The organism is Paenibacillus sp. Y5S-9 (assembly GCF_036894235.1).
Lineage (GTDB): Bacteria > Bacillota > Bacilli > Paenibacillales > Paenibacillaceae > Paenibacillus.
Window position 1 is genome coordinate 1868764 of the sequence record NZ_CP145887.1, and the last position, 14916, is coordinate 1883679.

Here is a 14916-nt window from a genome sequence, read left to right on the forward strand (position 1 = left end):
GATATGGCACGCACAGTGAAAAGATGGCTTGTTCTCCTGGCGGCAGTATCTCTGCTGCTGGTGAATGCCGTGCCTGCGGCGGCCTCCCCGGCGCCGTATGAGAGTTATAACTACAACTACTGGAAAGAGGCTGTACCTTCACCGGATGCCTATCTGCCCGAGCGTACTCTATCAGGCCGTGACCTCGGCATTAGTGAGTTCAAAGACCCCGGTGATGTGAACGTTTCACCCTCCGGGTTGATCTATATTTTGGATAGCGGCAACAATCGAATTGTTGTATTGGACCCAAGCTTTAAGCTGCTGCGCGTCATCGATGGATTCATGATGGATGGTAGCAAGGAGACCTTTAACCTTCCAGGTGGATTGTTTGTAGATGAAGAAGAACGCATATATGTCGCCGATACAGGAAACAGTCGTGTGGTTGTCCTTGATGGAGAGGGGACGCTGATACAAACCATCACGAAGCCTGAGTCGGATATCCTGTCGACCCAATTCCAGTTCCAGCCCTTGAAACTGACGGTGGACCATGTAGGCCGAGTTTACGTTGTGGCACAGGGGGTCTACGAAGGGATTATGCAGTTTGACGAGAGTGGGAAATTTATCGGATATGTCGGTACGAACAAAGTGGAGCGGGACTACGGCGAATATATCTGGCGCATGTTATCAACCAAAGCTCAGCGCGCACAGATGGTCCTGTTTGTCCCGACGGAGTTCTCCAATGCGGATATCGACCACAAAGGATTCGTGTATGCAACGAATATTGATCCTGGCTCAAATGAACCGATCAAACGCCTTAACCCGTCTGGCGAAGATGTACTGAAGCGGTTTGGTTATTACGACGTCAAAGGCGATATCCGGTTCCGCAACAATCCGGGTCCCTCCAAACTGATTGATGTGAAAGTGCTGGGTAACGGCATGTACAGTGTATTGGATGCGACACAGAACAGGGTGTTCACGTATGACGATGAAGGTCATCTGCTCTACATATACGGTGGCAAAGGAAATCAGGTGGGCACGCTCAAAACACCTGTCGCGATTGAACAATCGGGTGAGCATCACTTGGTTCTGGATCGGGGCAAGAACAACCTTGTCGTCTATGAGCCAACCCGTTTTGGTGCCCGTGTGAATGAAGCGGTGGCACTCCACTATCGGGGCGAGGACACGGAGGCCGTAAATATATGGAGAGAAGTGCTGAAGCTGAATGCCAACTATGACATCGCTTATATCGGTATCGGCAAGTCCTTATTAATGGAGAAGAAAAACGAGGAAGCGCTAAGTTACTTCGAACTTGGAATGGATCGCAAGAGTTATTCTGTGGCGTTCAAGAGGCATCGGCGGGAGATGATAAAGGAACATTTTGGTACATTCCTGACCGCTGCAATCGCGCTGATTGTCATTCTGATCCTGACCCGGGTGGCGGTTAAATGGAGACGGAGGAGGCAGGTTGATCGTGAAGCAGGATTTCATTAAGTTTCCGCTGCATCTCATTTTTCACCCCATTGATGCATTCTGGGACCTCAAGTCGGATAACCGGGGACGGCTTCTTGTTGCTTTTGCAGCACTGGCGCTTACTATTGTTATGATGATTTTGCAAAAGCAGTACGCAGGATTCCTCGTTAATTACATCGATCCTCGTACAATTAACAGCATCATCGAGATCGCCACGGTTGCCGTACCTTTCTTTCTATGGTGCATGGCCAACTGGGCAGTAACAACCTTGATGGAAGGGGAAGGCAAGTTCAGGGAAATCGTTCTGGCGACAGGTTACTCGCTTATTCCGGTTATTCTGATCTATGCCCCAATGATCGTGATCAGCCGTTTTATGGTACAGGAGGAAACTGCTTTTTATTATCTGTTCAATAGCATCGCGTTTTTCTGGTTTGTGTTGCTTCTGTTCATTGGCATGATGACGGTACACCAGTACACGGTGATTAGAACGATCATTACGATGGTGCTGACACTCATTGTGATGGGCATTATTGTATTCCTTGGCGCGCTGGTCTTCAGCATGTTGCAACAGCTGTACGAATTCGGTTATAACATTTACCGCGAGTTGATTTTTCGGACCTAAAGGAGGCGGCATCCGTGAACAAAAGGCAACGATTATATACGGTGCTGGCTGGTGGTGCAGCTGTAATCATGATTGCAGCCGGGCTGCTGTATATAAACAACAGGGGAATTCCTGCCGTAGAAGCCGCGGCTTATTTGGAGACAACAACCCAGGCCATGCCCGTCACGGAGGACCCGTTGCAGTTCCTTAGCGACTCTTCGCAGGGTGTACCTGGTATGCAGCTGGTCGCCGAGGATCAGGGGTTGGCCCTGTACTATAACGAGGAGACAACGGAAATTGCAGTACGGGACGGGAAAAGTGGAGAGATCTGGTACAGCAATCCGAAAGAACGGGCTGAGGATGGTCTTGCTTCCGCATATGAAAAAGATGTGCTGTCCTCCCAGTTGAACGTGTCTTTCCGGGATTCGATGGGCACACTGGAGAACTTTCCAAATTTCAGTTCGAGTATAAGCAACAAACAATTCACAGTGGGTCAGATCGATCAAGGGATTCGGGTGAACTATACACTTGGTGATACATCACTTGGTATTGATGCACTACCGAAGTTGATCAGCAAACAGCGTCTGGAGGAGAAAGTGCTTTCCAAGCTAGATGTTACTGTCGCAAGGTACACATCTGCCCGATATTATCCAACCAAGAACAATCCGGATATTCTGGAACGGCTGGATGGACAGATTTCGAAGCAACTTGTGCTGAACAAGATGCTGGGAGCCTTTGAGACGGCGGGTTACACGGCGGACGATCTGGCTTTTGACAATCAGGAGAATGGAGTCGAAGGCGGAGCTGTATCAGATAAGCCCAGCTTTGTCATTTCAGTGGAATACCGACTGGAGCAGGGGGCGCTTGTTGTGACCGTGCCTCTGAGCCAAATAGAAGAAAGTGGGCAGTATCGCATTCGGAATATTGATTTGCTCGCTTATTTTGGTGCGGCGGATACGAAGGGTAAGGGTTATATGCTCGTGCCCGACGGTTCAGGCAGCCTGATCCATCTGAACAACGGAAAAACCCAGGAAGAGCAGTATGTACAGCGCGTATATGGCACAGACCCAAATGATAATTCGCTCAGTCGTCCTCAGGTTAGTGAATCCGCGTATATGCCTGTGTTTGGTCTGAAGAACGGGGGAAATGCCTGGTTTGCAGTCATTGAAAAAGGGGATGGCATTGCCAGTATCTCCGCGGATATTGGAGGCAGACAGAATAGTTACAACCATGTACACGCGACCTTCTCCCTGCGCGGGGAGGATGAGCTGGAGATGTACACCTCGCAGAAAATGCAGGAGATCCAGCTGCTTAGCGAAGAGCCTTACCGTGGAGATATTCAGGTCCGTTATCATTTCCTTCATGGAGAAGATGCCAATTACTCGGGTATGGCCCGCCTCTATCAACAGCAATTAATAGAGCAGGGTGTACTGAAGCCGCTCGCAGAACAGACAGAGTTGCCATTCTATGTAGATGTGCTTGGTGCAGTAGACAAAAAGGCTTCGTTCCTAAGCGTGCCGTATCGGACGACTTTAGCCATGACGACGTACGAACAGGCCACCGAAATGGCGGCAAAGTTACAGCAGGAAGGTGTGAACCGCGTTCAAATGCGCTATCAAGGATGGTTCGGCGGTGGCATCAGTCATCATACGCCAACCCAGGTGAAGTTGGACAGTGAATTGGGCAGTCGTTCCGAACTGCAGGCGTTGTCCACCAAGCTGGAGCAGTCGGGTGGAGCTCTGTTCCCGGATGTGGCTTTCCAGCACATTTATCACGATGATATGCGCTTTGCTCCTTCCTCGGATGCAGCGCGGTTTGTAACAAAGGAGACAGCAGAATTGTATCCGTACAATCCTGCACTTAATCGCATGGATCAGAGTAGGGACAGCTATTATTTGCTCTCAGCGGCCAAGCTTCCTTATGTAGTGAGTGAGTTTGCTGACAAATTCAATCAACTGGACCTCGGCGGATTATCCCTTCGTGATCTCGGGCAGGTCCTGACTTCCGATTACCGGGATAGTCGGGTGATTCATCGGGAGACGGCGAAAAACATTGTGAAGGAGCAACTTGGCAAGTTGGAACAGTCCTATCCGAACCTGATGATATCTGCCGCAAATAGCTACGCTTGGGGTAGTGCACAACATGTTGTGAATGTGCCCGCAGGATCGAGTCGGTTCAATATTACCGATGAAGAAGTTCCTTTTTATGGGATGGTCATTCATGGATACATGAACTATGCGGCATCTCCGATGAATACGTCAGGGGATCAGGATCTCCGCAAACAATTGCTGCGCAGCCTGGAGCTTGGGGCAGCTCCATTTTTTCAATGGACCTATGAACCATCATCCAGGCTGAAGCTGACGAATTATGATTCGGCATACGCAACGGAGTACAGCTATTGGGTGGATGACGCTGTTGCCCTGTATAAGCAGGCCAATGAAGTGCTGGGAGAACTGGAGAATGAGCAGATCCTGAAGCATGAACGCATCCAGGATGGCGTGGTCCGGATCACCTATACTGGCGGTACATCCATCCTTGTGAATTACAATGCGGATGCAGTTACCGTGGATGGAACAACAGTTGGCGGGACGGACTATGTGGTGGGAGGAGCGAACCGATGAGAACCATTCGATTATCGCTGAAGTCACGGAGAGCGCTGCTTGGACTTGCATTTATTTCCCCGTGGCTGGTCGGCTTCATCTTCCTCTTTGCCACACCGCTCCTGCAATCGATTCGATTCAGTCTGAGTAATCTGTCTGTTGCTCCGGGCGGGTACGTTCTGGACTATGTCGGATTTAAAAATTTCAAGGATGCGCTTCTGGTTGATGCTACATTCAACCGAATTCTGGTCGATTCGGTTGGAGGGATGGTACTTAACGTGCCGATGATTCTGTTCTTCAGTCTGTTCACGGCGACACTGCTTAACCAGAAGTTCAGAGGCAGAACGATGGCACGTGCGATCTTTTTCCTGCCGGTTATTCTGGCTTCCAGTGCAGTTGCAGCAGCTGAGTCTGCGGGATTAATCAATCTGATGGGGGATGCAAGTGCGGTGGATGCATCAGCCGATGGCGGTGCTTCGTTCAATGTGGTGTCCATTGTACGGATGCTGGCGGATGTGGGATTGCCGATGGCCTATGTGGATTACATTGTAGAAGCCATCATGCGGATCTATGAGATTATTAGCAGCTCTGGCGTCCAGATTCTGATCTTCCTCGCTGCGTTGCAATCGGTACCGGGATCGATGTATGAGGTTGCGAAGATCGAAGGGGCGACAGCTTATGAATCATTCTGGAAAATTACATTTCCCATGGTCAGTCCGTTGATTCTGACAAATGTCATCTATACGATCATTGATTCATTTGCCGGGAGTCCAGTCACACAGGCTATCTACCAAACTGCATTCAAAACCCAGAACTTTGGCTTAAGCTCGGCGATGTCCTGGCTGTACACACTTGTGATTGGCCTTGTACTGATCGTAGTGGGCTGGGTATTGTCACGGCGGGTTCACTACAACTGATGGTTAACGTTAAGGGAGGCTTCAGATTATGGCTGCATCAGGGACAGATCGCATGGTGGTAGTTCCGAAGCAGAATTATCACATGCATCGGGTGCGAAACAAAACATCGGACCTTCTCTATTCCATATTTAGATATGCACTGGTCATCGGCATTTCATTTATTATTTTGTACCCGTTATTTCTCAAAGTGTCAGTTGCGTTCAAGGATAAACAGGATATCTACAATCCAACGATTTATATGATTCCTCAGCATTTTACGCTGGATAATATCCGGCTAGCGGCGCAAGTGATGGATTACCTGCCTTTGCTGGCGAACACGTTATTGTTCGTTACCATCACAACGCTTCTGACAGCCATGTCCTGTGCACTTGCCGGATATGGCTTCGCCCGGTTTTCGTTTCCGGGTAGTAATGTGCTCTTTGTGCTGGTAATTCTCACAATTCTGGTACCGACAAGTACGCTCATGGTGCCGATGTATCTGCATTTCCGCAGCTTTGACTTTATGGGCATTGTCCAGTTGTTCTCGGGAAAAAATGGCATCAATCTGCTGAATACGTATTGGCCTTCAATGATTACGGCTGCTACAGCGGGAGGACTGAAGGCGGGGTTGTTCATCTATATCTTCCGTCAGTTCTTCAAGGGCATGCCAAAGGAAATCGAGGAGGCCGCACTGATTGATGGTGCGGGTGGATTCAAAACGTTTGCCCGAATCATGCTGCCCAATGCGATCTCGCCACTAATTACGGTCATTCTGTTCTCGTTTGTATGGCAGTATAACGATACGTTCTACTCCGCGTTATTCATGAGTGAAAGTCCGCTGATTTCACTGAAAGTGGCTTCTTTACCGGCTCAGGCGAACCAGTTGATTCCGCAACTGATGGGATTTGGTTCGAACTCGGGCATTAAGGCCGATCCGAACTATGTGGCCATGATCGTGGATACAGGCATCTTGCTGGCAATTGCACCGCTGATTATTTTGTATCTGTTTGTGCAACGTTATTTTGTTGAGAGTATTGAGCGCTCCGGGGTTGTAGGTTAGCATGGTAAATCCAGTTGGAGGTGTAGGATGACAGTGCGTGAGATCAGCAGTGTTCCGGTGAATGAAGCAGCGACACCTGAAGCGCGAGAACTAATGACGTTTCTGGTTGAGCGTTATGGAAAAAGGATGTTGGCAGGCCAGCAGGATTACAGCAATCTTAACTGGATTAATGAAAATACAGGCCGAAAGCCAGCTGTGATTGGCTTTGATCTCATGGAATATTCCCCTTCAAGAACAGAACGCGGCGCGGTCTCCCAGGAGATTCGGGATGCGATTGCATGGCACCAGCAAGGTGGAATCGTGACGCTATGCTGGCACTGGAACGCACCAACGGATCTGATCGATGAACCAGGTAAAGAGTGGTGGCGGGGGTTCTATACGGATGCGACCAACTATGATATTGCCTCCGCGCTAGCTGATACTGAATCGGAAGCATATCGGTTATTGATTCGGGATATCGATGCGATTGCAGCCCACTTGCAAGAGTTGAAGGATGCGGGTGTACCTGTATTATTCCGACCACTTCATGAAGCAGAAGGTGGCTGGTTCTGGTGGGGAGCGAAAGGTCCTGAACCTGCCAAACAGTTATACCGTTTGTTGGATGATCGATTGGTTCAAGAACATCAGCTGCACAATCTTATCTGGGTCTGGAACTCGGAAAAACCGGAATGGTATCCCGGTGATGATGTCGTGGATATTGTCAGTGTGGATGTATACCCTGAAGCAGGAGATCACAGCCCGTTGGCTGCGCGTTACACCAACCTGAGTGAGCTTGTGAAGGATAGCAAAATCATTGCTCTGGCCGAGAACGGCTCCATCCCGGACCCTAAGTTGATGAAGGAGCAGGATGTACACTGGAGTTGGTTCTGTACCTGGACAGGTGGATTCCTGAGAGACGGGACGCATAATGATGTGGCATTTTTGAAGGAAGTGTATAACAGTAAAGAGGTCATTACGCTGGACCAGTTACCGAAGTGGAGCTGGTTATAAGCATCTCGCTTCCAACATGTATTGGAATCAGAGAAGCGTTAGTATTCGCTGTAAGAATTCATGCGAATATTAACGCTTCATTTGTTGGTAGCGCACATATGTCAATGGAACGCCTCATCCCTGAAACATGAGAAGTTGAACAACAATCTAGTTTGACGGGTGCAACATAGCTTGGATATTGGTATGTAAAGACACGCTGGAAGTGAATAAAATATACGATTGATTAACCGTGCGGATCAGAATCCTTTCGCTTGTGCCATTGACAGGACCGATCCGAATGGCGGATGGTTCGCTGCCACCGTACGTATCATCCAGGGTGACCGATGTGATATGTGCGATAGGAATTTCAATTTCGGAAAACTGCCACCGGATGACCAGCTGATCTTCTATTTTTTTCACGTTAACACCAAACATAAGATGACCTCCTGTTGTGATTCATATCATTGAAGTAATATCGTATGTCCAGTTTATCATATTTTGGGTAAAATTACCTTATTAATAATAAAGAGTGACGATCTCGATCAACTGATATCAGGGGTGGGAACTTAATGTAAAAAAATACAGGATTAACCATAATACATATCGAATACAAATAGAGAAATTAGAGAACTTATACTCCAACACAAAGGGTGTGCCACATGACGAATCTATTCGAACATTGTTCAGGTCAAACATTATCTGCCAACCTGGGATGGCTGAACGAGCCAACAGATTGGTCCATTGAAGACGGCAAAGTAACGATAACCGTTTCGCCAATCAGTGACTTTTTCATTGATCCGGGTGGTGAGCCAGTGAAAGCTTCAGCTCCATTTTTACATACGATAGTCAAGGGAGATTTCAGCATCGTCACTCGAGTACAGGTGGACATGAAAGAACAGTATGATTCGGGCTGCCTGATGGTGAGGGTGGACGATACGAATTGGGCTAAAGTTTGCTTTGAGTATTTTGAAGAACAGCCGTCTATTCTTAGTGTTGTTACTCGAGGTAACTCGGATGATTGTGTATCAGCACCTGTAGACGTTAACAAGCCTTATTTACGTGTAGCCCGGGCAGGCAACAGCTTTGCTTTCCATTATTCTCAGGATGGAGAGAAGTGGAAGCTGGTTCGTTATTTCGGACTCGACTGCCCGGACGAGATCAAAGTTGGCATTGTGGCCCAATCCCCTATTGGGCAAGGTACCACGGTTACTTTTACAGACGTGCAGCTTCAACATGGAGTGACCGGAAGTGTTCGGCGGGTAAAATAATCGGACAAATGTGAGCACAGCATGACAGGTTATGGCGTTGTTTTTCAGTTATATTAGACATCAAGGAGTGATTAACACATGAACTGGATCAACGCATTACAGGTCGCTATTCAATATATGGAAGACCACTTGCTCGAAAATATGACGATGGAGCAGATTGCAGCGCAGGCCCATATCTCTCCTTTTCATTTTCAACGTACCTTTGCCATACTAACTGATGTTACTGTAGCTGAGTACATAAGACGCAGACGATTGACTTTGGCGGCACATGAGCTGCTTCAGAGTGATGTTAAAATTATCGATTTGGCACTTAAATACGGTTACGACACACCCGAATCTTTCTCCAAAGCTTTTCGGAGACAACACGGTATTGCACCCAGTGAAGCACGCAAAAATAGTAACGCTGTCCAATCATATAATCGTCTGGTGATTCAAGTGAGTCTAAAAGGAGCAGAACCGATGAAATATAAAATCGTTGAACATCCCGAATTTACGTTGGTCGGAGTAGAGCAAACTTTCTCATATGCAGATGGAGAACATCTGCAAGGCATCGGAAAGATGTGGCAGGAAGCGTGGACGAGCGGTACAGAGGATCGTTTGTTTGAACTGAACAATGGGGATATTCAAGGATTACTCGGTGTCGTTGTGGATCAGAGCGAAATTCAGGAGAAACAGATGCAATACTGGATTGCTACGACTTACGATGGTGAAGTACCGGAAGGATTATCAAGCTTTACCATGCCTGCTTCCAAATGGAGTGTATTTGAAGTAGAAGGCCCGATGCCGGAGAATATGCAGCTTCTGTGGAAACGGATTATTTCGGAATGGTTTCCATCCAACCCTTATGAGCACGCATATATGCCGGAGCTGGAAGTATACCCGGGGCCCAACCAACCGCCACAAATTTGGATACCGATTAAATAAATTTTAACCGTTTCAAACTCGATCACTGTAGCCCATAAACATTCGGATAACCGAAGCTGTTTATGGGTTATTTGGTTGTGATTAATCAGAGATTCGAAGTTGTACAGAGGATGTTCAAGCGTTGTTCATTTTATTGCAGCCAGGTAAACATGATATATTGGAATGAAGGTTAACAGCTATAAGAGGACAATGAGGTAAACCGCAGGAGGCAGATATGTTATATGAGGACCTTTTCATTCAGACGATCATCAAACACGAGCAATTAATGCATGACCTGCGGAGAGTTCGTAGTCTCCATTTGCCTCAAAGTTACATAGGTGCAGGATATATTCGTAATTACATCTGGGATGTTCTGCATGGATATGATCTTCGCGAGCTGCATAGTGATATCGATGTTGTCTATTATGATGCGTCAGACCTGCGTGAGGAACGAGACATCCAGTTGGAGCGTCAGCTTCGCGAGTTGACAGGCAATGCCAAGTGGTCGGTCAAAAATCAGGCGAGAATGCATCTACGCAATGGCACAGTTCCTTATCAATCTACTGAGGATGCTCTTCGCTATTGGCCAGAAGTTGTGACTGCCATAGGAGTACAGCTGGATGAAGAGGATCAGGTGAACATCTGTGCTCCGCATGGCTTGCATGATCTGTATCGACTCGTAGTCCACAAAAGTCCGTTCTTCACGGATGCTGACTATTATAATCAGAGAGTACAGAAGAAGCACTGGCAGGAACAATGGCCGAAACTAACGATAATAACAGCTTGAATAATAAGTGATTTGCGGAATAGTGGGTACAAGAAGGAGTGTCTACGGATTTGATAAAAAAGTTCTTACAAAAAAATGGACTGATCATTGATCTTGTCCTGTTGGCATGTTTTGTGGCATTTCTGGTCTTCTGGGGCCGAAGTTTTGCAGTCATGTTTTTTGGAATGATCACGGTGGCTTTTATCGTGCTAAGACGGATTGACTATCAGAAGCATGTTATTTTGAAACGGATTATCCTTACCGGATTTGGCGTGGTTGCCGTCTCTTTTGTCATTATTGAAGCACTTGTATTCACACAGCTTGGTGCGAATGATCCGGAAGAAGCGGACTATGTCATTATTCTGGGTTCAGGCATCCGTGGAACGGAATTGTCATTAACCCTGAAGCAAAGGTTGGATGCCAGTCTGGACTACATTCGAAGTCACCCTCAGACACCGGTCATTGTATCGGGTGGGCAGGGACCTGGAGAATCCATTCCCGAAGCGCTCGCCATGAAAAACTATCTAATTGAACAGGGGATTAGCCCCGCTCAAGTCATTATGGAAGATCGCTCCACAAGTACACAGGAGAATTTGGCCTTTTCCAAAAAAATCATTCTTGAATCCGGGTTAGAGCATCCCGAGATCATGATTGTCACCAGTGACTATCATATGTTCCGCTCCAAATATATTGCTGCCAAGAACGGTTATGCGGCAGAATATGGCATATCGGCCCCGTCACCGGGTTATCTGAAACCCGTCAACATGATCCGTGAATATTTTGCTACGATCAAAACATTTATCTAATGCACATGACAGAAAAACGGAAACAGGACGAAGCGGAGATCTATGATCTATGCTTCGTCTTGTTTGCATATAAGGTGGCTATTGCTCCTTAAAGATAGGTTATTTTTCTGAAGGAACAGGTACAGCTTTGGTGACCTGGGCCTCAGAAGGGACGGATACGATTTCAGGAGATACACCCGTAGAAGGAACAGTTGCTGCTTCTACAACTTTAGCCTCAGAAGGTTTAGTAGTAGAAGGTACAGTAGCAGACGGAACTGGCGCAGCTTCGGAAACTTCATCCTCAGGGAGAGCCACGATTTCAGGAGTTTCGGAAGTGGAAGGAGCAGTTACAGCTTCGGAAATTCCGACCTTGTTGGGAGAAGCTACGATTTCAGAAGATCCATCAGTAGAAGGAACAGGCACAGCTTCAGTAGCATGGGCCTCTACTTTAACTGTGTGGTTTGATGCCCATACGGCAGTGGACGTACTTATGCCTGTAATAAGCAGGAGGGCTCCTATACTTAACATCCAATGTTTCTTTTTCAGTTTCTTTACATTAAACATAATCATCAATCTCCTTTTTAATTGTTTGCCTTCACCCGATAGGGACGAACAGAATTGAGCAGGCATTTTCTTGGTTCCCGCCATCACATTTAAAATCGTTTCACCATATCGTCTTCGCTCTTCATGGGACATCTCTTTCACCACATCTTCATCACAGGCCAACTCGCTCCAGGTATGAATGTCCCGGCGAATCATATGAATCAGGGGATTGAACCAGTGCAGTGCACTAACCCCCAAGGTCACAGCTTTGACCCACAGATCTTTATGTTTTAGATGTACCAACTCATGATGAATTACCATGCTGATGTCCATTTTCACCGTATTTTCGGGTGGCAGATATATCGTTGGTTTAAACAAGCCAACCAGTATAGGGCTTCGTACTAGAGTGCTGTGAGCAAGCGTGATATTACGTTTGAGACCCAAAGCCTCTTGGATTAATGGTAACTGTATAACTGCTTCACTATGACAGAGGACTGGGGTACGTGTACGAGATAATTCATTCAAAAATCTTCGATAACAGTACACCTGCCATGCAGAAAAACCTATGACTCCAATGCCCCATACACATAACAAGAACCAGGCTGTAGTTACCGAAATGGTTTGTTCCGGGATAAACGTTCCTGCAAGTAAGCGCGAAGCTGTTGCATTCTCCGTACCCGGTATAGTTGATGTCGTTTGGAATGCCATATCCAAAAGCCATGAAAGGCCAAGAGATACCGGGAACAGATAAAACAAGATAGCCAGTTTACCGAGTCTGTAGAGCCACTTGGTCGGAAAAACAGATACGGGTATAAGTCGTAGTGCCAAAATACAAACAGAAACGATACTTCCCGCCACGGTCAGGCTGCACAGAATTTCAAAAAATATGTTCATCATCTGCACCTACTTTTCCGAAAGCCATTTTTTCAGTTCTGAAATGTCATCGTCTGAAAGCTTGTCACCGTCATACATGGCCGAAACCAAATTCTTGACTGAACCTTGATAGAGTCCATCAAGAACATGCTGCGTTTCCTGTAGTTTGTAATCTTCGGGCTGTAGAAGAGGTACATAATCATTGGTTCGTCCACGTCTCGTGACGGTAAGTGCGCCTTTATCCACCAACCGTGACAAAAAAGTAGACATAGTCTGCGCTTTCCACGCTTTCCCCTTCTCAGCGAATATGTCTAATAGTTCTGTTGAAGTGACGGGTGGATCGCATGACCATATAACGACCATTAATTCCATTTCTGTTTCGGATAATTTTTGAATCTGGTTCACCGTGAACACTCCTTAACATCGTTATGCGTCCATAACGATTGTATTACTACGCTACGTAGTACGTATAAACTACTACAACTTGTAGTGGATAGTCAAGTTATCCTGATAGATGATTGCCAAACCATGTTATAATATAGGTCATTAATAGAAGAACGATGTAGGAGTGAATGATCATTACAGCATATCAATTACCTGCTCTCTATGAGCAGCAGCGAGTTTCAATGTACGAGATGGAAGAGATTGTACGCCTGTTGGCCCAGGCACCGCTATTATACGATGATGGACAGAGCATTCAGGTTCAGGATTACATGGGAGGCTTGGAGGTCGAACTTGAGCATGAGGTACGCCGTGCAGTGACCGAGTTGTATGAACTGGCTGTTCAGGCCTGCCGCGTCTTCGCCGATCCATTGGCGTACGAGCAACTTCAGGATGCGCTTGGGTTACAGGCTGAGTTATGGCAGGAGGAAGTGCTTACTCTTGCAAAGTGGATGGACTGGCTGAAGCAGATCAGTGAAGGAAAGAGAACACTGCCAGAGTACAACTTTACAGCGATGTTTGGGAACTTGCCGGACGGATTCATGATCCATGATTTTTATGATGAACTCCGATATCAGTTGGAACAAAACCCTGCAAACGCATGGGCTATCGAAGAGCGGGATCGCTTGTACGCCTCCCTGGGTGCGAAATAAATCAAACTAACGGCTCATCGGCGGTGTTAATCTAATATCTGCATTTTGCATGCATAGAAACATTCCAATCTATATCTTACGAATTCTTTACCCAGTATGGGAAATGAGGGGATACCGTGAAGAAGGTTGTATTAGCTGGTGGAACAGGATTTGTCGGACAGGATTTTGCCCAAAGATTCAAGAAACTGGGTTATGAGGTATTGATCATCTCGCGTCAGCCCGGTCAAATTGCTTGGGAGGATCGTGCAGGAATCATAGAGGCACTGGAAGAAGCAGAAATGTTGATTAACCTGGCAGGTAAATCGGTGAACTGCCGTTATACGGAGGAGAATCGCAAAGTCATTCTGGAATCCAGAACCCGGACAACGCGCATTCTCGGCGAAGCCGTCCTGGCTTGTAATCAACCTCCTGAATTATGGATTAATTCGAGTACGGCGACCATATACAGACATGCTGAAGATCGTCCCATGACGGAAAAAGAGGGCGAGATTGGCTCCGGATTCTCGGTCGACGTTGCCAAGGCATGGGAACAGGCTTTCTTTGAATTCAGTCTGCCGTCTACGCGTCAGATTGCACTGCGGATTGCGATTGTGCTGGGCGAGGGTGGTGTGATGGTGCCCATGACAAACCTCGTCCGTTTTGGACTGGGAGGATCGCAAGGCGCAGGAACACAGCAGTTCAGCTGGATTCATATCGAGGATCTCTTTCGCATGGTAATTTATATGCAAGAGCATCCACACTTGAATGGTGTGTTCAATGCGTCCTCTCCGCATCCGGTGACGAATCGGGAGCTAATGGCGCGTCTGAGAGAAAAGATGGGTGTTCGGATCGGACTACCTTCTCCTCGCTGGATGCTTGAACTGGGCGCACGTTTCATTCAGACCGAGACGGAACTTGTTCTCAAGAGTCGTTGGGTGATTCCCGAACGAATGGAGAGGGAAGGATTCACTTTCACATACGGTACACTAGATACCGCTCTTGCCGAGATTCTGAATAAGAAGAAATGACAACACAGTATAAATAATAAAACACAACAGGGAGGGCAGAGGCATCTGCCCTTCTGTTATATTCTAAAGCTTTCTGATAATGGCGTTTCGCCATTTGAGGTG

At 47.1% G+C, this 14916-nt stretch carries 15 protein-coding genes; 12 read left to right on the plus strand and 3 right to left on the minus strand.

Annotated elements, in window-relative coordinates:
* Positions 1–3: 3 nt before the first annotated feature.
* Genes V6669_RS08380 through V6669_RS08405 form a run of 6 tightly spaced genes read left to right on the plus strand, consistent with a single transcriptional unit; the run spans position 4 to position 7596 of the window.
* Entirely contained in the window at positions 4–1470 is a 1467-nt protein-coding gene (locus tag V6669_RS08380) for an NHL repeat-containing protein (RefSeq protein WP_338592750.1), read from the plus strand.
* A complete protein-coding gene (locus tag V6669_RS08385) occupies positions 1451–2071 on the plus strand; it encodes a YIP1 family protein (RefSeq protein ID WP_133384080.1) in 621 nt (206 codons plus the stop codon). Before V6669_RS08380 ends, V6669_RS08385 begins: the two co-directional genes overlap by 20 nt.
* A 14-nt stretch (positions 2072–2085) precedes the next feature.
* A complete protein-coding gene (locus tag V6669_RS08390) occupies positions 2086–4671 on the plus strand; it encodes a DUF5696 domain-containing protein (RefSeq protein WP_338592758.1) in 2586 nt (861 codons plus the stop codon).
* Positions 4668–5567, plus strand: coding sequence for a sugar ABC transporter permease (locus V6669_RS08395; protein WP_338592760.1), 900 nt, complete (start codon positions 4668–4670; stop codon positions 5565–5567). Before V6669_RS08390 ends, V6669_RS08395 begins: the two co-directional genes overlap by 4 nt.
* 28 nt (positions 5568–5595) lie before the next feature.
* On the plus strand, positions 5596–6606 hold the full coding sequence (locus V6669_RS08400) for a carbohydrate ABC transporter permease (protein ID WP_338592764.1): 1011 nt from the start codon (positions 5596–5598) through the stop codon (positions 6604–6606).
* A 27-nt stretch (positions 6607–6633) separates the two neighbouring features.
* Positions 6634–7596, plus strand: a complete 963-nt coding sequence (locus V6669_RS08405; protein WP_338592766.1) for a glycosyl hydrolase — start codon at positions 6634–6636, stop codon at positions 7594–7596.
* A gap of 147 nt (positions 7597–7743) precedes the next feature.
* On the opposite strand, the gene V6669_RS08410 is transcribed toward V6669_RS08405, so the two are convergent.
* Positions 7744–8010, minus strand: a complete 267-nt coding sequence (locus V6669_RS08410) for a hypothetical protein (protein ID WP_338592768.1) — start codon at positions 8008–8010, stop codon at positions 7744–7746.
* A gap of 224 nt (positions 8011–8234) precedes the next feature.
* Between V6669_RS08410 and V6669_RS08415 the strand changes: the two genes are divergently transcribed.
* The 4 genes from V6669_RS08415 (at position 8235) to V6669_RS08430 (ending at position 11318) form a co-directional block, all read left to right on the plus strand.
* Entirely contained in the window at positions 8235–8843 is a 609-nt protein-coding gene (locus tag V6669_RS08415; RefSeq protein ID WP_338592770.1) for a DUF1349 domain-containing protein, read from the plus strand.
* Positions 8844–8921: 78 nt separating this feature from the next.
* On the plus strand, positions 8922–9767 hold the full coding sequence (locus tag V6669_RS08420) for an AraC family transcriptional regulator (protein ID WP_338592772.1): 846 nt from the start codon (positions 8922–8924) through the stop codon (positions 9765–9767).
* Positions 9768–9981: 214 nt separating this feature from the next.
* Positions 9982–10533: a nucleotidyltransferase family protein gene (locus V6669_RS08425; protein ID WP_338592774.1), complete on the plus strand. Its 552-nt coding sequence runs from the start codon at positions 9982–9984 to the stop codon at positions 10531–10533.
* 50 nt (positions 10534–10583) lie between these two features.
* The gene (locus V6669_RS08430; RefSeq protein ID WP_338592776.1) at positions 10584–11318 is read left to right on the plus strand and encodes a YdcF family protein; all 735 of its coding nucleotides are present in this window, start codon (positions 10584–10586) and stop codon (positions 11316–11318) included.
* A 99-nt stretch (positions 11319–11417) separates the two neighbouring features.
* On the opposite strand, the gene V6669_RS08435 is transcribed toward V6669_RS08430, so the two are convergent.
* Positions 11418–12737, minus strand: a complete 1320-nt coding sequence (locus V6669_RS08435) for a M56 family metallopeptidase (RefSeq protein ID WP_338592779.1) — start codon at positions 12735–12737, stop codon at positions 11418–11420.
* A gap of 6 nt (positions 12738–12743) precedes the next feature.
* Positions 12744–13118, minus strand: a complete 375-nt coding sequence (locus V6669_RS08440; RefSeq protein WP_076209251.1) for a BlaI/MecI/CopY family transcriptional regulator — start codon at positions 13116–13118, stop codon at positions 12744–12746.
* A gap of 167 nt (positions 13119–13285) precedes the next feature.
* Here V6669_RS08440 and V6669_RS08445 point away from each other — a divergent pair, with 167 nt between their 5' ends.
* Complete coding sequence (locus V6669_RS08445; RefSeq protein ID WP_338592782.1) at positions 13286–13807, plus strand: hypothetical protein; 522 nt, start codon at positions 13286–13288, stop codon at positions 13805–13807.
* Positions 13808–13923: 116 nt separating this feature from the next.
* The gene (locus tag V6669_RS08450; protein WP_338592784.1) at positions 13924–14814 is read left to right on the plus strand and encodes a TIGR01777 family oxidoreductase; all 891 of its coding nucleotides are present in this window, start codon (positions 13924–13926) and stop codon (positions 14812–14814) included.
* Positions 14815–14916 lie beyond the last annotated feature (102 nt).